Source organism: Pseudophaeobacter sp. (assembly GCF_039971195.1).
GTDB lineage: Bacteria > Pseudomonadota > Alphaproteobacteria > Rhodobacterales > Rhodobacteraceae > Pseudophaeobacter.
In genome coordinates this window covers 1-19,622 of record NZ_JBDWPJ010000228.1, presented here as the reverse complement: position 1 = coordinate 19,622, position 19,622 = coordinate 1, and the positions used below count along the sequence as shown (strand labels likewise).

Here is a 19,622-nt window from a genome sequence, read left to right as displayed (position 1 = left end):
ATGGACCTGATCAGGGCCGGGTCTGACCTTGGGAAGGAGCAAAGCGCCTTCCCGTGGGGAAGGTCAGGCGCGGTCCGTTCCGCAAGCGTCACGGACGAGGGGGCATTACAATGACCGACCCCAAAAACCCATTCGAGGCCATGATGGCCCAGGCGCAGGCCCAGTATCAGGAGATGGTGAAATCCATGAACCCTGATCTGGCGGCAGGTCTGGACCCCATGTCAATGAAAGGGTTCGAGGCTTTTTGGCCAACCATGCCCAAAGAGGTCATGGAAATGATGTTTGGCAAGGCCGTCAACAAGGATGGTCTGGATGCCAAGACCCGGCTTTTGCTCACTTTGGCTGGGCTCACATGCCAGGGCGCTCAGGCAGATACTGCTGTGCGTCAAACCGTACGCCACGCTGTTGAAGCGGGTGCAAAGAAACAAGAGATCGTTGAAACGATCGGACAGATGTCGGTCTTTGCCGGCATCCCGGCCATGAACCGGGCGCTGGACTTGGCGCAAGAGGTCATGGGCGACAAAAGGGACGATGAGACATGAGCGTTTTTGCCTTCTACCTCTTCGCCATAAGCGCCATCACCGGCGGGCTGTTCACTGTGATCAGCCGTCAACCGGTGCATTCGGTGCTGTGGCTGATCCTGGCCTTTATCTCTTCGGCCGGGTTGTTTGTGCTGCTGGGGGCGGAATTCGTCGCCATGCTGCTGGTCATCGTCTACGTGGGCGCAGTCGCGGTACTGTTCCTCTTTGTGGTGATGATGCTGGATGTGGACTTTGCCGCCCTCAAGGCAGAGATGGCGCAATACATGCCGCTGGCCCTGCTGATCGGGCTGGTCATCCTGATGCAGTTCGTAATGGCCTTTGGTTCCTGGGAAGTGGCCCATGGCGCCGCAGAACAGCTGGCGCAGCCAACCCCTACGGACCAACACAACACCGAGGCCCTGGGCCTTATCATCTATGATCAATACTTTCTTCTGTTCCAGCTCTCGGGTCTGATCCTGCTGGTCGCCATGATTGGCGCCATCACCCTGACCCTGCGCCATCGCAAAGATGTCAAACGCCAAGACGTGATGCTGCAAATGTCGCGCGACCCGGCCAAGGCCATGGAACTGAAAGACATCAAACCGGGGCAGGGGCTGTGAAAGTAGGGATTCCAACAATTCTTGCGTTCTGCCTAAGTTCGGCTGCGGCGGTGGCCTGTTCCCCCGCGCCAAATGAACGCGCTTATTCCGAAAAGAACGGGATCTGCGGTGTTACGCATTTTGCCAATGAATATGGTTCGGAAGGACTTTCTGATGCCATAGACCTTGGAAAGGGTTTTGTGTCGCAGTTGTTCTATGATGGAACAGCTTGTGGCAATGCTCATAGCCAGATCGTTTCCGATTGTTCGAAGGCCCAGGCGGTTGTTTTTGGCCCAAGTTCCTATGCTGGGGCAATGACTGAAGAAGAAGAAGCAATTCTCGCATCTGAACCCTTTGCGGTCCTTTCTGCGAGCGTCGAATCTTCGGCAGCTTCTGCTCAACACTTGACACTGGTTGAGATAAAGGAATTGGCCAAGCAAGCGCGAATGATCAATGCCGACATCGTGTCAATCAGTGGCACAGTCATTGGTATCTCCAATACGACTCGGGAACCCGAACATGCGTATGACTTCAGCTGCGGCTGTAAACACTATTATCCGAATACGGCAGGAGCGAATTCATGATCGGCATTGAACATTATCTCACCGTCGCGGCGACCTTGTTCGTCATCGGCATCTTCGGGCTGTTCCTGAACCGCAAGAATGTGATCATCCTGCTGATGAGCATCGAATTGATGCTCTTGGCAGTGAATATCAATCTTGTGGCCTTCTCCAGCTTCCTTGGGGATCTGGTGGGGCAGGTCTTTACCCTGTTCGTGCTGACCGTGGCCGCCGCAGAGGCCGCTATTGGTCTGGCGATCCTGGTCTGCTTCTTCCGTAACCGCGGCACCATCGCCGTGGAAGACATCAATATGATGAAGGGCTAAAGCATCATGGAAACCATCCTCCTCTTTGCCCCTCTGGTGGGCGCGCTGATTTGCGGCTTTGGCCACAAATACATCGGCGAAAAAGCCGCCATGGTGACGGCGACGGGCCTGTTGTTCCTGTCGGCGCTGCTCTCTTGGATTGTCTTTATCAGCTTTGACGGTGTAACCCGCTCGATCGAGATCCTGACTTGGGTCCAGAGCGGCAGTCTGGATACCTCCTGGGGTATTCGCTTGGACCGTTTGACCGCGCTGATGCTAATTGTTGTGACCTCGGTGTCGTCGCTGGTGCATCTCTATAGCTTTGGCTACATGGCGGATGACCCGCAGTGGAAAGACGGCGAGAGCTACAAGCCGCGCTTCTTTGCCTATCTGTCGTTCTTTACCTTCGCCATGCTGATGCTGGTGACCTCTGACAACCTGTTGCAGATGTTCTTTGGCTGGGAAGGTGTGGGCGTTGCCTCTTACCTCTTGATCGGTTTTTATTACCGCAAGCCAACTGCAAATGCGGCGGCGATGAAGGCCTTTATCGTCAACCGGGTTGGGGATTTTGGCTTTGCGCTGGGGATCTTTGGTCTGTTCTTGATGACTGATAGCATCAACTTCTCTGAGATTTTCACGGCCATCCCCTCGGAGGTGGCTGGGCACAAAATCTCCTTCCTCTGGACGGAATGGGATGCGGCCAACCTGCTGGCGATGCTCCTGTTCATCGGGGCCATGGGTAAATCTGCGCAGCTGATCCTTCACACCTGGTTGCCGGACGCGATGGAAGGCCCGACGCCGGTGTCGGCGCTGATCCACGCCGCCACCATGGTGACTGCCGGTGTCTTCCTGGTCTGCCGCATGTCGCCGCTGATGGAGTTTGCACCGCAGGCCACCATGTTCATCACCGTGCTGGGCGCGACCACGGCTTTCTTTGCCGCCACTGTTGGTCTGGTTCAAACCGACATCAAGCGCGTGATTGCCTATTCCACCTGTTCGCAGCTGGGCTATATGTTCGTCGCAGCTGGCGTTGGTATGTATTCAGCCGCCATGTTCCACCTTTTCACCCATGCCTTCTTTAAGGCGATGCTCTTTCTGGGCGCAGGCTCGGTCATCCATGCCATGCACCACGAACAGGACATGATGAACTACGGGGGGCTGCGCAAAAAGATCCCCTATACCTATTGGGCGATGATGATCGGCACCCTGGCCATCACCGGTGTTGGCATTCCGCTGACCCATATCGGCTTTGCCGGCTTCCTTTCCAAGGATGCCATCATCGAAAGCGCCTTTGCCGGTGGCTCCAACTATGGGTTCTGGCTCTTGGTGATTGCCGCCTTCATGACCTCGTTTTATAGCTGGCGCCTGATGTTCCTGACCTTCTTTGGCAAGCCACGCGGTGACAAGCACACCCATGACCATGCCCATGAAAGCCCGATCACTATGCTGATCCCACTTGGGGTTCTGGCTCTGGGCGCAGTGTTCTCGGGTATGATCTGGTACAGCTCCTTCTTTGGTCACACGGATAAGGTCGCCAAATTCTACGGTATCCCCTATGCGGAAGCTGCGGCAGATGCACATGGCGACACTGCAGAGGGCCAGGGGGATGAAGGTCATGGCGAAAGCGGTGATCACGCTGCTGAGGCAGAGCATCACTATGTCTTTGCGGGCCAGCCCGGCGAAGGAGCTCTTTACTTTGCGCCGGACAACCATGTGTTGGACGATGCCCATGCTGCGCCGTGGGAGGTCAAGGTCGCGCCCTTTGTCGCGATGTCCTTTGGTCTGATCCTGGCGGTCTGGTTCTATATCGTGAACCCAAGCCTGCCAGGGCGTTTGGCCAACAACTTCCAGCCGCTCTATCTGTTCCTCAAGAACAAGTGGTACTTTGACGAGCTCTATGATGCGATCTTTGTCAAACCGGCCTTGGCGCTGGGGCGTTTCTTCTGGAAGCGCGGCGACGGCAATGTCATTGACGGCTTCCTCAATGGGGTGGCCATGGGGATTGTGCCCTTCTTCACCAAACTGGCCGGTCGCGCGCAGTCCGGTTTCATCTTTACCTATGCCTTCTGGATGGTGCTGGGCATTGCAGCCCTGATCACCTGGATGTCGATCGGCGGAGGATCCCACTGATGGACAACCTGCTTTCTATTGTTACCTTCATCCCCGCCGGGGCGGCCGCTGTCATGGCGCTGCTTATGCGTGGCGAGGACGAAGCGGCGCAACGCAATGCCAAATGGCTGGCGCTCATGGCGACTTCGCTCACCTTCCTGGTGTCCCTGGGGATCTACACCCAGTTTGATCCGGCCAATACCGGGTTCCAGTTCGTGGAAGAGCGCGACTGGATCTTTGGCCTGCAGTACAAAATGGGTGTTGATGGCATTTCGGTGTTGTTTGTGATGCTCACCACCTTTGTGATGCCGCTGACCATCCTGGCCAGCTGGAATGTCGCAACCCGCGTCAAAGAATACATGATTGCCTTCCTGCTCTTGGAGACCCTGATGCTGGGTGTCTTCATGGCGCTGGATCTGGTGCTGTTTTATGTGTTCTTTGAAGCAGGTCTCATTCCGATGTTCCTGATCATCGGCATCTGGGGCGGCAAGGATCGCATCTACGCCTCTTTCAAATTCTTCCTCTATACCTTCCTCGGCTCGGTTCTGATGCTGGTGGCCATGGTGGCGATGTACGTGGATGCCAAGAGTACCGATATTGAGTTTCTGCTGACTCATACCTTTGCCTCGAACAGCTTTGACGTACTAGGCATCCATGTCATCGGTGGGATGCAAACCCTGATGTTCCTGGCTTTCTTTGCCTCCTTCGCGGTGAAGATGCCGATGTGGCCGGTGCATACCTGGCTGCCGGATGCCCACGTGCAGGCGCCAACTGCTGGCTCTGTGGTGCTGGCGGCGATCCTTCTGAAGATGGGCGGCTATGGCTTCCTGCGCTTCAGCCTGCCGATGTTCCCGGTTGGCGCCGATGTGATGACCGATCTGATCCTGTGGATGTCGGCCATCGCCGTGGTCTATACCTCGCTGGTGGCCATGGTGCAGGAAGACATGAAAAAGCTGATCGCTTATTCCTCGGTCGCACATATGGGCTTTGTCACCATGGGGATCTTTGCGGTGAACCAGCAGGGTGTCGATGGCGCGATTTTCCAGATGCTGAGCCACGGCTTCATCTCTGCGGCGCTGTTTCTCTGTGTGGGTGTGATCTATGATCGGATGCACACCCGTGACATCAACGCCTATGGCGGCCTGGTCATTCGCATGCCCGCCTATGCGCTGGTCTTCATGTTCTTCACCATGGGCAACGTCGGCCTGCCGGGCACCTCTGGCTTTGTCGGTGAATTCCTCACCCTGATGGGGGCCTTCCAGAAAAACACCTGGGTGGCTGCGGTTGCGGCCTCTGGGGTGATCTTCTCGGCCTGCTATGCGCTTTGGCTCTATCGTCGGGTGGTTTTTGGCGACCTGATCAAGGGCAGCCTGAAAACCATTCAGGATATGGATGCGCGTGAACGCTTTATCTTTGCGCCGCTGGTGGTGATGACCATCCTGCTGGGCGTTTATCCTTCGCTGGTCACCGATATCATCAGTCCCTCGACTGAAGCGCTGATCGCCAACTTCAACCAGTCGCTGGCTGCTGCGGATACCTCTGCAGCCGTCCAGACTGCGTCGCACTAAGGGAGCATGGGCAGATGATCCAAGCTGATCTTTCCGTTGTCCTGCCAGAGATTATCCTGGCACTCTACGCAATGGCGGCGCTTTTGGGCGCGGTCTATACTGGCAAAGACAAGCTCGCCTCGGCGCTGATCTGGTCCACCTCGGGTCTGATGGTGGCCTTGGCGATCTGGATTGGCACCAGCGGCAGCGGCGCCAATACCGCTTTTGGCGGCATGTTCGTCGACGATGGCTTTGCCCGTTTTGCCAAGGTGGTGATCCTGCTGGCGGCGGCCGCCGTACTGGTCATGGGGCAAGAATACATGTCCCGCCGGGGCATGCTGCGCTTTGAATACCCGATCCTGGTTGCGTTGAGCGCCGTTGGCATGATGATGATGGTCTCTGCTGGCGATCTGATGTCGCTTTACATGGGGCTGGAGCTGCAATCGCTGGCGCTCTACGTGGTTGCTTCTATGCGCCGCGACAGCATCAAATCTACCGAAGCTGGCCTCAAGTATTTTGTGCTGGGAGCGTTGTCCTCGGGCCTGCTGCTTTATGGTGCTTCGCTGGTTTATGGCTTTGCTGGCACTACCAAATTTGCAGGCATCATCCAGGTTGCCCAGCATGGCGAAGTTTCTATTGGTCTGCTCTTTGGTCTGGTGCTGCTGATTTCCGGCCTTGGCTTCAAGGTCTCTGCGGTGCCGTTCCATATGTGGACGCCCGACGTCTATGAAGGCGCACCAACGCCTGTGACGGCTTTCTTTGCCTCGGCACCAAAGGTTGCGGCCATGGGGCTCTTTGCCAGGGTCATGCATGATGCCTTTGGCCATGCGGTTTCTGATTGGAGCCAGGTGGTTGCAGTGCTTTCTGTTCTGTCGATGTTTGTTGGCGCCGTGGCTGCGATTGGCCAGCGCGATATCAAACGCCTGATGGCCTATTCTTCGATTGCCCATATGGGCTATGCGCTGATGGGACTTGCCGCTGGTACCGTGCTGGGTATCGAGGCCATGCTGGTCTATATGGCAATCTATGTCTCGATGAATATCGGCACTTTTGCCTTTATCCTGATGCTGCAGAAAGACGGTCAGCCGATCACGAATATTGGTGCGCTGAACCAGTATTCCCGTCGCGAACCAGGCAAAGCGCTGGCTGTGTTGATCCTGATGTTCTCGCTGGCGGGTGTGCCGCCGATGCTGGGCTTCTTTGGCAAGCTCTATGTGCTGCGTGCCGCTTATGAGGCCGACCTGGCCTGGCTGGCAATTGCTGGTGTTGTGGCCTCGGTCATTGGCGCCTTCTACTATCTTCGTATCGTCTACTTCATGTATTTTGGCGAAGAGGGCGAAGATCTGGACCGGACTTCTTCTCCTGTGCTTTGGGCCTTCCTTATGGGGTCGGCTGCGGTGATGATTTTGGGCATTATCAACATGTTTGGTGTCGATGGCGTGGCTGCTGCTGCTGCTGCGGCCTTGGTCAACTGAACGGTTTGAAATCTCCGACAAAGGGCCTGGTCCAATGGACCGGGCCTTTTGCCTTTGAAGGAATGGTGCAATGACAGACTGGCCCGACGGCTATGGAAAACGCATCCTGGACGAGGTGGACAGCACCCTGGATGAGGCCGCGCGCATCGCGGGCGACCTTGGGGGTCCTGAATGGATCCTGGCCAAACGCCAGACCAAGGGGCGAGGCCGTCGCGGGCGCGACTGGAAGGACCCGACGGGGAACCTTGCCGCCACCCTGGTGCTGCGCCCGAGCGAGCCGCCACAGGTAGTGGCCCTGCGCAGTTTTGTGGCGGCGCTGGCCGTCTATGACGCCTGCGAGGCCCTTACAGGCCGCACCGCAGGGCTGGCACTAAAATGGCCCAATGATGTGCTGCTGAACGGGGGCAAGCTGTCCGGTATCCTGCTAGAAAGCGCTGGCGATGGGCAGGGGGTCAACCATCTGTCCATTGGTATTGGCGTCAACCTGGTGGAAACGCCGATGAAGGAATGGCTGGAACCCGGCGCGGTTTGGCCGGTGTCGCTCTTGTCGGAAACCGGCATGCAGGTCACGCCCGAGGAATTCCTGACAGCACTGGCGGCCTCCTATGCCCGCTATGAGCAACAGTTCACCACCTATGGGTTTGACCCGATCCGAACCGCCTGGCTGGCCCGCGCTGCCAAGCTGGGAGAGGTAATAACTGCAAGAACTGCCAATTCAGAGACGACAGGCACCTTTGAGACGGTAGACGCCGAGGGCAACCTTGTCTTAAACAGCGCCAAAGGCCGGGTGACGATCCCTGCCGCTGATATCTTTTTTTGAGCGTAAGGGCACCTCATGCTTCTGGCTGTTGATTGTGGCAATACCAATACCGTCTTCTCGATCTGGGATGGCGAGCAGTTCATCGGCACCTGGCGCACCGCAACAGATTGGCGGCGCACTGCGGATCAGTACTTTGTCTGGCTCAATACGCTGATCCAGGCTCAGGACATCAAGGCAGATATCACCGATGTGATCATCTCGTCCACCGTGCCTCGCGTGGTGTTCAATCTGCGGGTTCTGGCGGATCGTTATTATAACACCCGACCCTTTGTGGTGGGGAAATCCGATTGTCTGCTGCCAGTGGATGTGCGGGTCGATGAGGGCACCGCCGTAGGGCCCGATCGCTTGGTCAATACGGTGGCTGGGTTTGACCACTATGGTGGCAATCTGGTCATGGTCGATTTTGGCACCGCTACCACCTTTGACGTGGTGGCCGAGGATGGCGCCTATGTGGGCGGGGTGATTGCCCCTGGGGTGAACCTTAGCCTTGAAGCGCTGCACCAGGCGGCCGCCGCACTGCCACATGTGGATATTTCCAAACCCGAGCATGTCATCGGCACCAATACGGTGGCCTGTATGCAATCAGGTGTGTTCTGGGGCTATATCGGCCTGGTGCGCGAGATCTGCGCCCAGATCAAAGCCGAACGCGGCGTTCCAATGAAGATTATTTCAACAGGCGGGCTGGCGCCTCTTTTCCAGCAAGCTGCTGATCTGTTTGACGCATATGAGGATGATCTCACGATGCATGGTCTCCAGATCATTCACAAATACAATAAGGATAACGGTACTCCTGTATGAGCACTGATGAACGACTGATCTATCTGCCCCTTGGTGGGGCAGGTGAAATTGGCATGAATGCCTATGTCTATGGCTATGGCAAACCCGGCAAAGAACGCCTGATCCTGGTGGATCTGGGAGTGGCTTTCCCGGATATGGACAGCACTCCCGGTGTTGATTTGATCATGCCCGACATTACCTGGCTGCGTGAGCGTGTAGACCAGCTGGAGGCGATCTTTATCACCCATGGTCACGAGGACCATATTGGCGCGGTATCGCATCTCTATGGCCAGTTGAACGTGCCGGTCTATGCCCGCGCCTTTACCGCCAATCTGGCCCGTCGCAAGATGGAAGAGCGCGGCCATGATCCGCTGGTGGTGAAAACCGTTGGCGCCTGGCCCGAAGTGACCAAGCTCGGCCCCTTCACTGTGGGCTTTGCCCCCATGGCGCATTCGATCCCCGAAAGCGCCGGGCTGGTGATCGACAGCCCCGAGGGCCGTGTGGTGCACACTGGTGACTTCAAACTGGACCGTACCCCGCTGGTGGGCGAAGCCTTTGATCCCGAAATGTGGGTCGAGATCGCCAAACCGGGAATCAAGGCACTGATCTGCGATTCTACCAATGTGTTTTCCAAAACACCGGGGCGCTCGGAATCAGAGCTGCCAGATGAAATCCGCCGCCTGATCAGTGAAGCCAAAGGTATGGTTGCGGCCACTACCTTTGCTTCCAACGTCGCACGGGTGAAAACCCTGGCAGACGCAGGCACCCGGGCAGGGCGCTCTGTGGTGCTTTTGGGGCGTGCCATGCTGCGCATGGTCGAAGCCGCCAAGGAAACTGGCGTACTCAAGGATTTCCCAACCGTCTATTCTCCGGAAGAAGCCAAGGACATACCGCGCAACAACCTGATGCTGATCACCACCGGCAGCCAGGGCGAGCGCCGGGCAGCCTCGGCGCAGATGGCACGGGGCAAGTATCGCGGACTGGAGCTGAAAGAAGGCGATCTCTTCCTGTTTTCCTCCAAGACCATCCCTGGCAACGAGCGCGGCGTCATTCGCATCATCAACCAGTTCTCGGAACGCGGTGTGGATGTGGTCGACGACAGCTCGGGGCTTTACCACGTCTCTGGCCATGCCAATGGCCCGGATCTGGAAGCCCTGCATGCCCTGCTGCAACCGGCGATGCTGGTGCCGATGCACGGCGAACACCGTCACCTGCGCCAGCACGCCCGTCTGGGTGAAGCCAAGGGCATTCCCAGCATTGTAGCTGTCAACGGTATGATGCTGAGCCTCTCGGGCAACCGGCCTTCTGTGCTGGAATACATCGACACCGGCCGCACCTATCTGGATGGCTCGATCAAGATCGGCGCCATGGATGGCGTTATTCGCGATCGTATCCGCATGGCGCTGAATGGCCATCTAGTGGTGACACTGATCCTGGACGAAGAAGACGAACCCCTGGGCGAGCCGTGGTGTGACATTAAGGGGCTGACCGATAACGGCAGCTCCAATGCGGCCCTGACAGAAGTGTTGGAAGAGGATCTGAACCAGTTTCTGATGCGTGCCGGTGCCAAGACACTGAAGGATGATGACAAGCTGGAAGGCGAGCTGCGCCGCATCGCACGTCAAAGCTGCCAGAATGAGATTGGCAAAAAGCCGGAAGTCACCGTGGTGATCAGCCGGATGCGCTAAAACGCGGCGCTTATGACAAGAAAAAACGCCTCGGCAGGATCTGCCGAGGCGTTTTCGTGAGTGGTGACGGTTTGAAATAGTCACTTGGGCAATAATATATACTGCGTGGCAGGCCTTGCTTAGGCAGTGCGGGGGCGGTGCAGCAGTGTAGAGACCTTGTGAAACACAGCGCGCAGGCCACGGCCCATGGTGCGCAGTGCATCTGCCAAGGCCTGCGCACGCATTTCATGCGCACGGGTCTCGATTGCTTGAATTTGTGCGGCGGTGAGGATTACTGGCTGGAACTCGGTCATCATTTTCTCGGTCTATAACGTTGTCTGATGCAGCCCATTTAGGGGTGTTTCGGTGTCACGACATCGCCTATTTGGGCAATGCCGTCATGCTGCACCTGCAAGGGTGTCCCTGTGTAGCCCCACAGGGCTGAGGTATTAAGCCCCCTTTTCAGCAACTTGCACCGCGTTAACCAAACATGCCTTGGCCCATAAAAAAGCGACCGTAGTTTCGAACTACGGTCGCCTTTTCAGATTTTGACTTGTGGATCTACCCGGTGCGGCGCTCTGCAAAGGAGAGGGCAATAAAGCTGGGCATGTGATCGCCCATGCCGACGACAGTCCGGTCATCGCGGCGACCGCCCTGTTTGCCACCACGGCCGCGGCTGTTTTTAGAGCCCGAAGAAGACTGGCCAGATATGTCTTCGGAGGTCTTGTTGCCGCCCTTGCGGGAACGGGAGCGGCCTTCGGACTTGGAGCCCTCCGATTTGCGCGAGTCTGACTTGCGCTCTTCTGGTTTGCTGGCCTCAGCAGGGGCCGCTACAGGGTCTGTGCTCTCAGCTACTGCGGGTTCCACAGTTTCTGAAACGGTCTTCTCTGCCTTTGACTTACCACGTGTGCTCTTGCTGCGTGTTTCAGTCTCTGTAGGTTTGTCAGCAGTCTTCTTGGTCGCGTTGCGCTTGGCAGGTTCTGCCTTCTTCGCCGGATTGTCCAGGCGTGGGATTTCCTTTTGCAGCAGGCTCTCAACTGCAGCCAGGGCTTTTTCATCGCGACCAGAGCAGATGGTGATTGCCTTGCCTTCACGGCCGGCGCGACCGGTGCGGCCAATCCGGTGCACATAGTCTTCGGGGTGGCCGGGGACGTCAAAGTTGAACACATGGCTGACACTGGGAACGTCCAAGCCACGGGCGGCCACATCAGAGGCCACCAGAATGCGCAGTTTGCCTTCGCGGAACCCATCGAGGGTCTTTGTCCGCTGGCTCTGATCCAGGTCGCCGTGGATCGGCGCGGCATCATAGCCGTATTTCTTCAGCGACTTGGCAACAATATCCACGTCCGACTTGCGGTTGCAGAAGATGATACCATTGGTCAGCTTCTCGCCTTCGGCATCAATCAGCGCCCGTAGGGCAGTACGCTTTTCGCTGGCTTCGCGGTCTTTGCGCGAGGCTTTGAACAGAACCACGTTCTGTTCGATTGTCTCTGAGGCGCTGGCCTGACGGGCGACTTCGATTCGCTCAGGTGCCGACAGGAATGTATTGGTGATCCGTTCGATCTCAGGCGCCATCGTAGCCGAGAAGAACAGCGTTTGCCGGGTGAAGGGTGTCAGCGAGAAGATCCGCTCGATATCTGGGATGAAGCCCATGTCCAGCATCCGGTCGGCCTCATCTACCACCATGATCTGCACGCCCGTCAGCAGCAGCTTGCCACGTTCGAAATGGTCGAGCAGACGACCGGGGGTGGCGATAAGAACATCGACACCTTTGTCGATCAGCTGATCCTGCTCTTTGAAGCTGACGCCGCCAATCAGCAGCGCCTTGGTGAGCTTCAAGTGCTTGGTATAGGTGTCAAAATTCTCAGCCACTTGGGCTGCCAACTCGCGGGTTGGGCACAGAACCAGACTGCGAGGCATCCGCGCCCGAGCCCGTCCACGCGCCAGCATAGTGATCATTGGCAGGGTAAAGGATGCGGTTTTTCCGGTGCCGGTTTGGGCAATGCCCAGCACGTCGCGTCCTTCAAGTGCGGGCGGAATAGCGCCTGCCTGAATGGGGGTCGGAGATTCATAGCCGGCCTCAGCAATAGCTTTGAGGACCTTCGCATTCAGGTTCAGATCGGTAAATTTTGTCATATGCGTCCGTTTTTGCGGACACTGACTTGGCCCGCGCGTGTTTTGACAAAGCCGGGTCCGCAAAGGCTTGCGGTGTGACAACATCCAGCTTTTGGCGGGACATAACAAAATCTAGCCTAAGGGTCAATTAATGGCTGGGCGGGGTGGTTAAGAGCAGCGGCGGAAAGGCGCGGGTGTGACCTTCTGGTCAAAATGAGTGAGCTTTGAAATCCTTAGGGAAAATTCGGGAAATATTTGCGACGGGTCTGAGCCAGGTTGAGATCGCGGATCCGCAACAATCCTTCCGCCGCCAGGCGCTGGCGCAGGTCGGGTGTATCTCGGCAAACCTCATCGTAGAATACCCGCAAACCTTCTTCGCCCTCTTCGGCTTCGATCGCCGTTAAAAGCTCATGAACTGAGATTCCGCCCTTTTCGCGCGGTCGGGCAGGGGAGAGCTCTGATCGGTAGGAGCCACGTTGCAGCCTAAAGCGGTAATGGGCCAGCCAGTGTTGCCAGTTCGGGGCGTGAAAATGGCACAGGTCGACCTCTGTCAACTCCTGAAGGCCGGGGTTTTCCACGGTTTCAGGAGGCGTAGTATGATGTTTCTGAAAGGCATTATGGATACGGAGCGAAACATTTGGCAGCCCGGTGCGCATAAAGATCTTGCCTTGGATATGGCTCAGGAACCCGCCTTTCACATGGGCGCCATGGCGCGGATAGAGGCGACCCAGGGTTGCGCCCTGGTCTGGTCCCTTGGGGATATAGCCTTTGAAGCCGGTGCCATCTCCGGCCAGGGCTTCAATCGGTCGGGCGCGAGAGCAAAGGGTGGCATCTGGCAGCTCGGCCAGGATCTGGCCGATGGGGCGCTCTGCCCAAAGGAATTCATCCACATCTATATGGGCCAGCCAGTCCAGATCATCGGCCTGACGGCGATAGGCACGGGTTGCATTTAGGCTCTGGCGAGCCTGGTGTTTCTCGGGCTTGCCGGTCTTTTTACGACGCTGCTGCCACGACTCATCGGTGCAATCAAAGATCCGGATCTTTGGGTGGGCCTTCAGAAGTGGGCGGGCCTCGGGGCAGGGCGCATCCAGATAGATGAACAGCCGATGGGCGCCGGCCTCCAGGTGATAGGCTGCAAAGTTCAAAATCGCTTCTGCCGGGGCCTTGATGGTACTGACCACCCCCCATCTAACGCTGCTTTGATCCGTTGCCTCTGCCATTGGCTGCCCTTCTTGTGGTTTGCCTTTTGCGGCAATACTGCCGTGGCCCTGGCCCAATAGTCCAGAGGAGGCTTTTGCTGTATGCAAAGAGGCGGCTGAGACGATGAAAAAGGGCGCGCCTCAGGCCCGCCCTTAATCAAAAAGAAATTTGGTTTAGCGTTAAACCATCATTTCCTTAGTCGCTGTCAGCTTCACGTCCGGGTAGTCACGTTCAACCCGGTCAATGTCCCATTGCAGGCGGGTGAGGTAGACGATGTCACCATCATGGTCATAGGCGATGTGTTGTTTGTTGGTATCAACAAACTTATCAAGCGCTTGCTTATCGCCACTGGCCCAACGGGCCGAGGTGAACTGGGAATTGTCAAACCGCACCGGCAGGCCATATTCCAGCTCGATCCGGCTGGCGAGCACTTCGAACTGAAGGGCGCCAACAACGCCAACGATAAAGCCAGAGCCAATCGAGGGTTTGAACACTTTGGCAGCACCTTCTTCGGCAAATTGCATCAGCGCCTTTTCCAGGTGTTTGGACTTCATTGGATCGCCCGCGCGCACGCCCTGCAGCAGTTCCGGTGCAAAGGAGGGAATGCCAGAGACGCGCAGTGCCTCACCTTCGGTCAGGGTATCGCCAATGCGCAGCTGGCCGTGGTTCGGAATACCGATGATATCGCCGGCCCAGGCTTCCTCGGCCAATTCGCGGTCAGAGGCCAGAAACAGCACCGGGTTGGAGATCGCCATGGGTTTCTTGGTGCGCACATGAGTGAGCTTCATGCCACGTTTGAAATGGCCTGAAGCCATGCGCACAAAGGCAACCCGATCGCGGTGCTTGGGGTCCATATTGGCCTGCACCTTAAAAACAAAGCCTGCGACTTTCTTTTCTTCGGGGGCAATCTTGCGCGGCTGCGCGGTCTGGATCTGCGGTTCCGGGCCATAGGCGCCAATGCCATCCATCAGTTCTTTGACACCAAAGGAGTTGATCGCAGAGCCAAACCAGATCGGGGTCATATGGCCTTCGAGCACCGCCTGCGGATCTAGTTTGGGCAGCAGCTCGCGGGCCATTTCGACCTCTTCGAGCAGCTTGTCCAGCAGATGCGCGGGAACATGTTCGGCCAGTTTGGGGTCGTCCAGCCCTTCGATGGCGATGCTTTCGGCCACCTTGTTACGGTCAGCGCGGTCCATCAGCTCCAGCCGGTCACGCAGCATGTCGTAGCAGCCGATGAAATCTCGTCCCACCCCGATGGGCCAGGCCGCAGGAGTCACGTCGATGGCCAGATTTTCCTGGATCTCATCAATAATTTCAAAGGTATCGCGACTTTCGCGGTCCATCTTGTTACAGAAGGTCAGGATCGGCAGATCGCGCAATCGGCAGACTTCAAACAGCTTCTGTGTCTGGCTCTCAACCCCCTTGGCCCCGTCAATCACCATAACGGCGGCATCTACGGCCGTCAGCGTGCGATAGGTATCCTCAGAAAAATCCGAGTGGCCCGGTGTGTCCACCAGGTTGAAGCGAAAGCCGTCAAAGTCAAAGGACATGGCGGAGGCCGAGACCGAAATGCCCCGGTCCTTTTCCATCTGCATAAAGTCCGAGCGGGTCCGGCGGGCTTCGCCCTTGGCGCGCACCTGTCCCGCCATCTGAATCGCACCACCATAAAGCAGGAACTTTTCAGTCAGCGTGGTCTTGCCCGCATCCGGATGCGAGATGATCGCAAAGGTGCGGCGCCGCGCGATTTCGGGCGGCAGGTCTGGGCGGTTTGCAGCGGTATCCAACATGGGTCTGGCTCTAGCCAGAAACGACGGGGGAGGCAAGGAAAACAGGGGGAGGCCAACAGCCCGTGCAGCAGGTGAGGCAAAGCGAGCGAATGCACTAACGCATTGCGTTGTGCGGCCCTCTCTTGGTTTCAACACGCAGTGACCCTAACTGTGAGCCGAGTAGGAAGGGCCTAGGCACGGTCTAATGGCCTTAACGCTTTGTGTTCCTTAGTTGGGCAGAGTAGTGGGCATCCTTCTAGGTGCGATACTGTCCCGATTGATGTAGAGTTGAAGTATGAGTAAGCGAGAACTGGTTGAGCGTTGGTTTGGGGATTTCTGGGAAAGAGGCGATTTCTCGGCTCTGGATACACTATTGGCCCCCTCATTGGACACGAATGACCTTTTGGACGGGCTGACCACTCCGCGCAGGGACTTCCCTCAACTGGTCGAGATCATCCACCAACTGATCGGGAAGCCCAGAATCGAAATCCTGCTGTTTCTTGAGGATGGCGACTGGACCACCACACGCTATGTCATGCGCTCTGATGGGCCGGATGGCGGTACGCCCCTGTCGGTAGAAGGGATCACTCTGATCCGGTTTGAGGGAGACAAGATTGCCGAGCTGTCGTCAAAGTTCGACTCTTTTACCCTGTTTGAACAATTAGGTCAGCTCCCGCCAGAGGCGTTAGTGGCCTGTCTTTCTGGCAACAGCTTGACCTGGGCCTAGCTCCCTTGGCTTTGGTTAACTTCGGAATGTGCAAAACGGTCGGCAGGTAGCCAAGTAGGTCCAAGGAGGGCGGGCAGTCCACATCACTCCCGTACCAGTGCACCATCTGGTTTGCGTTGCTGGCCGGACAAATCCAGTGCCTGACCGGGGTGCCACCATTTATCAATTCCACAAGCCTGCGAGGCATTGGCAGCGGACTTTGAGGGCCTAAGGAATGATGGGGCAAAACGTGCCTATTTATCACGCAAATTGAGTGCCTTGTCGACAGAACGTAGCAGATCCTTCCTGCTCACGGGTTTCATCAATCTGATGTCTCTTGGCCGCAGGCCGTTTCCGTGAACGGTTGCTTCATTGGCATAGCCGGATAAAAAAACCACCGGCAGTTCTTTTTTGAGACGCCGCAGTTCAGTAGCGAGGGCGGTGCCTTTCAATGATCCGGGCATAACTATATCCGTCATCAAAAGGTCAAATTCCGTGTCTTTTTTGAATATTTTCAAAGCTTCGTCACCGGAGGTGGCGGTTACGACACAAAATCCGACCGAGCGAAGGATGGCCTGAAGAATGGACAGAACTTCGGCCTCATCTTCGACCAGTAAAATCCTTGTTTTTCCGCGGTTTGCGGCCGCATCATTTTCTGTCTCAGGTTCGATTTTAGGGCGGGATCCATCAGTTTCACAGGCTTTGAAGTAAAGCTTGAAAGTGGTTCCCAAACCGAGTTCGCTGTAAACTTGAATGCTGCCTCCCGACTGTTTGACAAAACCTTGCACCATCGAAAGACCCATTCCAGAACCTTTCCCTGCTTGTTTGGTGGTGAAAAACGGATCAAAAACACTGCTCAGGTTGTCTTGGTGAATGCCTTCGCCTGTGTCGCTGACAGCAAGCATGACATATCGGCCTGGTTCGATGTCTTCGTGTCTTGTCTGAATGTATTCTTCCTCAATGCGCATATTCGCAGTCTCGATCGTTAGACTGCCGCCGTCAGGCATTGCATCTCGTGCATTCAGGATAAGGTTCAGCAAGGCACTTTCTAAAGAGTTCTGATCCACCTCAGTTGACCAAAGACCCGCCAACAAGGATGTTTCGATCAAAATGTCCTCTCGAAGTGTCCGCGCAATCCAGTTTTTCGTGTGTCGTACGACAGAGTTGATGTCTTGCTGGGTTGGTTCCAGTTCTGCGCGTCGAGCAAAGCTCAGCATATTCCGGGTCAAGCCTGCCCCGCGCAGTGTCGCCTCAATCGCAGACTCTATGAAGTCTTCACCGCCGACGCCCCTGTGTTCTTCCTGCAAAAGCTCGAGGTTCCCGAGGATTACTGCCAACAGATTGTTAAAATCATGGGCGACACCGCCTGTAAGTTTGCCGATAGATTCGAGTTTCTGTGCCTGCCTGATCTGGTTATCCCGTTCGATTTCATCAGAGATATCCTGAAGCGTGCCGTAATAGCCTACGGCTTCTCCAGTGATGCCTGTCTCAACAGCACCGCGGAACCGAAAGTGCTTTTCTGGCTGACCATCACGCTGAATACGAGTTTGATATTCAAAAGGTTCCTTTGTTTCCAAGGCTTGTTCGATAATCTGTTCAATCTTCAACCTTTCCTCAGGGGGGTAGAGGCTGCGAGCAAAATCCAGTGTTGGTGCAAAGCTGAATGGCTCAAAGCCCAACTGCGTAAATGCACCCTGAGACCACTCGAGCTCCCCGGTGCCAGTATCCACGCTCCAGTTTCCGAGGCGAGCTATCTCTTCAGACCGGAAAAGGTCTTTTTTTACGCGTTCTAGATCGTCCAGAACTCTGACAACGCCAATCAGATGCGTCGGCTTTCCATTTCCATCATGGACTAGCGTACCCCGCGTTAAAGCCCAGGAATAACGCCCAGAGGCGTGACGCATTCTACATAAGGTCTCATAGGACTCGCCACTGTCAAAAAGCCGCCGTGTGGCATCCCTTGTACGCTCGATATCGTCGGGATGAAGCAACCAGCTCAATACTTCGCCTCGGGTCATGCCGGGGAGAGTGTCAAAGCCTGTCAAACGCAGCATGCCCTGGCTGGTTTCTATAATATCGTTGTCGATATCCCAGAGCCAGAGGCCGATATTCGATCTGTCGATTGCGGTGATAAGTTCACCTCGGGCAAGCTCGACGATCTTCCCAAAGATTGGGTCATGCTTGTAATTGCCCATCAAACCAGTTCCTTAGACAGTTCCATCTGAAGTTGGCCCTCGGATGGAACGCTGGATTCAGGTTAGTCCATAGACATTCAATCTGGCAAGATGTTCCAATTGTTCCAAAATTACATGCTGTCAGCTGGGCCTTTGCTGTAGCCCCAATACGAGGCGGGCTGGAGTAGGCGGAACTCTGACAGGCGCGAAGCCGCCTACCGCAACGACGACCGTTTCAACAGATCCACTGCGTCAGGGCGGTCGAGCAGGGCTTTTTGCACCTCGAGCCCATGGGCGTCGCGGCGTTGCATCTCCTCTGGCTGTTCAGAAATTCGGGTCAGAATCTCATCCGGTAGGGCGGGCTGGGTCAGCGCGTCGAGAAACAGGCTTTCGGCGGCAATGCCCTCAGCATAGACAATATGGTGGCGGTCAAACAGCAGATGGAAATAGTCGACAAAGCCGCCGTCCTGCACCATGACGGTATCGCCATTGACCAGATCACGGGCGCGCAGCAGCAGCTCGGGGCAGCCTGTGCCAAGCGCGTCCTGGCGTTGATAAACCATCAGCCTATGGTCAGGGCTCACCAGCAGGTCATTGGCGTTGTTCAGCGCGCCCGCACGGATCAGTACTGGCGCCATGCGGCCTACCGCACGGGCAGTGCTTTGGCCAATCCAGCGCAATTCCTGCACGCCATCGTCGCGGGTAAGGATGCGGTCACCAGCCTGGAGCTCTTCGATGGGCTTTTGCGCGCCAGTTGCCAGGGTGATGCGGGTACCACGGGTAAAGGAGACACAGGCCATCTGCGCCAGTTTGCGCCGGGCATTGTCGCGTTCGGCGCGCACCAGAGTGTAGCTTTGCTGGATGTTCAGCGGTGCCATCGGCAGTAGGTAAATCCCGGCAATCATCTCATCCGCGTCCACTTCGACCATGACCAAGGCTTCGACATTGTCACCGGAGTGCGGCATCAGGGTCAGGCTGCAATCAAGATGCAGCGCGGCGCCGACCTCTCCTAATTCGGAGTCCTGAGCAATGCTAAAGCTGCCCTCTGATCCTGTGTGGATTGTCAGCCGTTGAGGGATGTCGGGGGGAGAGAGCTGATAGATATCGTCCAGCATCAGCTCATCCAGCACCCCGAGAGGGTCGCCCATATTGGCGCCGATCTCAACCCGAAATTGTTCTGCCGGATAGGCGGGGATGGACTGAATGGCGTGGTCTACAGCTGTCACAAGAGCCCCCCTTGGCTGAGCTTGGTTTCTGGATGCGGCCTGCCGCAGAATCTGT

Annotated in this window: 17 protein-coding genes; 11 read left to right on the top strand and 6 right to left on the bottom strand. The window is 56.5% G+C overall.

Annotated features, from left to right (window positions below; genetic code table 11):
* The first annotated feature begins 110 nt into the window (after positions 1-110).
* The 10 genes from ABJP42_RS19725 to ABJP42_RS19680 all read left to right on the top strand — a co-directional run bounded on the left by ABJP42_RS19725 (position 111) and on the right by ABJP42_RS19680 (position 10,401).
* A complete protein-coding gene (locus ABJP42_RS19725) occupies positions 111-542 on the top strand; it encodes a carboxymuconolactone decarboxylase family protein (RefSeq protein WP_348343496.1) in 432 nt (143 codons plus the stop codon).
* The gene (locus tag ABJP42_RS19720) at positions 539-1,141 is read left to right on the top strand and encodes an NADH-quinone oxidoreductase subunit J (protein WP_348343494.1); all 603 of its coding nucleotides are present in this window, start codon (positions 539-541) and stop codon (positions 1,139-1,141) included. Before ABJP42_RS19725 ends, ABJP42_RS19720 begins: the two co-directional genes overlap by 4 nt.
* Positions 1,138-1,704: a hypothetical protein gene (locus ABJP42_RS19715; RefSeq protein WP_348343492.1), complete on the top strand. Its 567-nt coding sequence runs from the start codon at positions 1,138-1,140 to the stop codon at positions 1,702-1,704. The genes ABJP42_RS19720 and ABJP42_RS19715 overlap by 4 nt, the downstream gene beginning before the upstream one ends.
* Positions 1,701-2,006 carry an NADH-quinone oxidoreductase subunit NuoK gene (gene nuoK, locus ABJP42_RS19710; RefSeq protein ID WP_009808916.1) on the top strand — a complete coding sequence of 102 codons (306 nt, stop codon included), beginning with the start codon at positions 1,701-1,703 and terminating at the stop codon, positions 2,004-2,006. Before ABJP42_RS19715 ends, nuoK begins: the two co-directional genes overlap by 4 nt.
* A gap of 6 nt (positions 2,007-2,012) precedes the next feature.
* Positions 2,013-4,115: an NADH-quinone oxidoreductase subunit L gene (gene nuoL, locus ABJP42_RS19705; RefSeq protein ID WP_348343490.1), complete on the top strand. Its 2,103-nt coding sequence runs from the start codon at positions 2,013-2,015 to the stop codon at positions 4,113-4,115.
* Positions 4,115-5,662, top strand: a complete 1,548-nt coding sequence (locus tag ABJP42_RS19700; RefSeq protein WP_348343488.1) for an NADH-quinone oxidoreductase subunit M — start codon at positions 4,115-4,117, stop codon at positions 5,660-5,662. The genes nuoL and ABJP42_RS19700 overlap by 1 nt, the downstream gene beginning before the upstream one ends.
* Positions 5,663-5,676: 14 nt before the next feature.
* Entirely contained in the window at positions 5,677-7,116 is a 1,440-nt protein-coding gene (nuoN, locus tag ABJP42_RS19695) for an NADH-quinone oxidoreductase subunit NuoN (protein WP_348343486.1), read from the top strand.
* Between the two features lie 70 nt (positions 7,117-7,186).
* Positions 7,187-7,936, top strand: coding sequence for a biotin--[acetyl-CoA-carboxylase] ligase (locus ABJP42_RS19690; RefSeq protein WP_348343484.1), 750 nt, complete (start codon positions 7,187-7,189; stop codon positions 7,934-7,936).
* A gap of 15 nt (positions 7,937-7,951) precedes the next feature.
* Positions 7,952-8,734, top strand: a complete 783-nt coding sequence (locus tag ABJP42_RS19685; protein ID WP_348343482.1) for a type III pantothenate kinase — start codon at positions 7,952-7,954, stop codon at positions 8,732-8,734.
* Positions 8,731-10,401, top strand: coding sequence for a ribonuclease J (locus ABJP42_RS19680; protein ID WP_348343480.1), 1,671 nt, complete (start codon positions 8,731-8,733; stop codon positions 10,399-10,401). The genes ABJP42_RS19685 and ABJP42_RS19680 overlap by 4 nt, the downstream gene beginning before the upstream one ends.
* A 119-nt stretch (positions 10,402-10,520) precedes the next feature.
* On the opposite strand, the gene ABJP42_RS19675 is transcribed toward ABJP42_RS19680, so the two are convergent.
* The 4 genes from ABJP42_RS19675 to ABJP42_RS19660 form a co-directional block, all read right to left on the bottom strand.
* Positions 10,521-10,694 carry an RSP_7527 family protein gene (locus ABJP42_RS19675; RefSeq protein WP_348343478.1) on the bottom strand — a complete coding sequence of 58 codons (174 nt, stop codon included), beginning with the start codon at positions 10,692-10,694 and terminating at the stop codon, positions 10,521-10,523.
* Between the two features lie 247 nt (positions 10,695-10,941).
* Complete coding sequence (locus ABJP42_RS19670) at positions 10,942-12,516, bottom strand: DEAD/DEAH box helicase (RefSeq protein WP_348343476.1); 1,575 nt, start codon at positions 12,514-12,516, stop codon at positions 10,942-10,944.
* Between the two features lie 212 nt (positions 12,517-12,728).
* On the bottom strand, positions 12,729-13,715 hold the full coding sequence (locus tag ABJP42_RS19665) for a glycosyltransferase family 2 protein (protein ID WP_348343474.1): 987 nt from the start codon (positions 13,713-13,715) through the stop codon (positions 12,729-12,731).
* A gap of 159 nt (positions 13,716-13,874) precedes the next feature.
* Entirely contained in the window at positions 13,875-15,482 is a 1,608-nt protein-coding gene (locus ABJP42_RS19660) for a peptide chain release factor 3 (protein ID WP_348343472.1), read from the bottom strand.
* A gap of 274 nt (positions 15,483-15,756) precedes the next feature.
* On the opposite strand from ABJP42_RS19660, the gene ABJP42_RS19655 reads away from it, so the two are divergent.
* A complete protein-coding gene (locus ABJP42_RS19655) occupies positions 15,757-16,188 on the top strand; it encodes an ester cyclase (RefSeq protein WP_348343470.1) in 432 nt (143 codons plus the stop codon).
* Positions 16,189-16,421: 233 nt separating this feature from the next.
* Here the strand turns inward: ABJP42_RS19655 and ABJP42_RS19650 are convergent, their stop codons facing one another.
* Both ABJP42_RS19650 and ABJP42_RS19645 read right to left on the bottom strand, forming a co-directional pair.
* The gene (locus tag ABJP42_RS19650; RefSeq protein ID WP_348343468.1) at positions 16,422-18,362 is read right to left on the bottom strand and encodes a hybrid sensor histidine kinase/response regulator; all 1,941 of its coding nucleotides are present in this window, start codon (positions 18,360-18,362) and stop codon (positions 16,422-16,424) included.
* A 194-nt stretch (positions 18,363-18,556) separates the two neighbouring features.
* On the bottom strand, positions 18,557-19,567 hold the full coding sequence (locus tag ABJP42_RS19645) for a Hint domain-containing protein (protein WP_348343466.1): 1,011 nt from the start codon (positions 19,565-19,567) through the stop codon (positions 18,557-18,559).
* Between the last annotated feature and the right edge of the window lie 55 nt (positions 19,568-19,622).

Bases quoted from the DNA above. Each gene is read 5' to 3' on its own strand.
- nuoK (WP_009808916.1), top strand. From the start codon at position 1,701: ATGATCGGCATTGAACATTATCTCACCGTCGCGGCGACCTTGTTCGTC.
- nuoL (WP_348343490.1), top strand. From the start codon at position 2,013: ATGGAAACCATCCTCCTCTTTGCCCCTCTGGTGGGCGCGCTGATTTGC.
- ABJP42_RS19690 (WP_348343484.1), top strand. From the start codon at position 7,187: ATGACAGACTGGCCCGACGGCTATGGAAAACGCATCCTGGACGAGGTG.
- ABJP42_RS19655 (WP_348343470.1), top strand. From the start codon at position 15,757: ATGAGTAAGCGAGAACTGGTTGAGCGTTGGTTTGGGGATTTCTGGGAA.
- ABJP42_RS19720 (WP_348343494.1), top strand. From the start codon at position 539: ATGAGCGTTTTTGCCTTCTACCTCTTCGCCATAAGCGCCATCACCGGC.
- ABJP42_RS19675 (WP_348343478.1), bottom strand. From the start codon at position 10,694: ATGACCGAGTTCCAGCCAGTAATCCTCACCGCCGCACAAATTCAAGCA.
- ABJP42_RS19650 (WP_348343468.1), bottom strand. From the start codon at position 18,362: ATGGGCAATTACAAGCATGACCCAATCTTTGGGAAGATCGTCGAGCTT.
- nuoN (WP_348343486.1), top strand. From the start codon at position 5,677: ATGATCCAAGCTGATCTTTCCGTTGTCCTGCCAGAGATTATCCTGGCA.
- ABJP42_RS19680 (WP_348343480.1), top strand. From the start codon at position 8,731: ATGAGCACTGATGAACGACTGATCTATCTGCCCCTTGGTGGGGCAGGT.
- ABJP42_RS19700 (WP_348343488.1), top strand. From the start codon at position 4,115: ATGGACAACCTGCTTTCTATTGTTACCTTCATCCCCGCCGGGGCGGCC.
- ABJP42_RS19660 (WP_348343472.1), bottom strand. From the start codon at position 15,482: ATGTTGGATACCGCTGCAAACCGCCCAGACCTGCCGCCCGAAATCGCG.
- ABJP42_RS19670 (WP_348343476.1), bottom strand. From the start codon at position 12,516: ATGACAAAATTTACCGATCTGAACCTGAATGCGAAGGTCCTCAAAGCT.
- ABJP42_RS19665 (WP_348343474.1), bottom strand. From the start codon at position 13,715: ATGGCAGAGGCAACGGATCAAAGCAGCGTTAGATGGGGGGTGGTCAGT.
- ABJP42_RS19685 (WP_348343482.1), top strand. From the start codon at position 7,952: ATGCTTCTGGCTGTTGATTGTGGCAATACCAATACCGTCTTCTCGATC.
- ABJP42_RS19725 (WP_348343496.1), top strand. From the start codon at position 111: ATGACCGACCCCAAAAACCCATTCGAGGCCATGATGGCCCAGGCGCAG.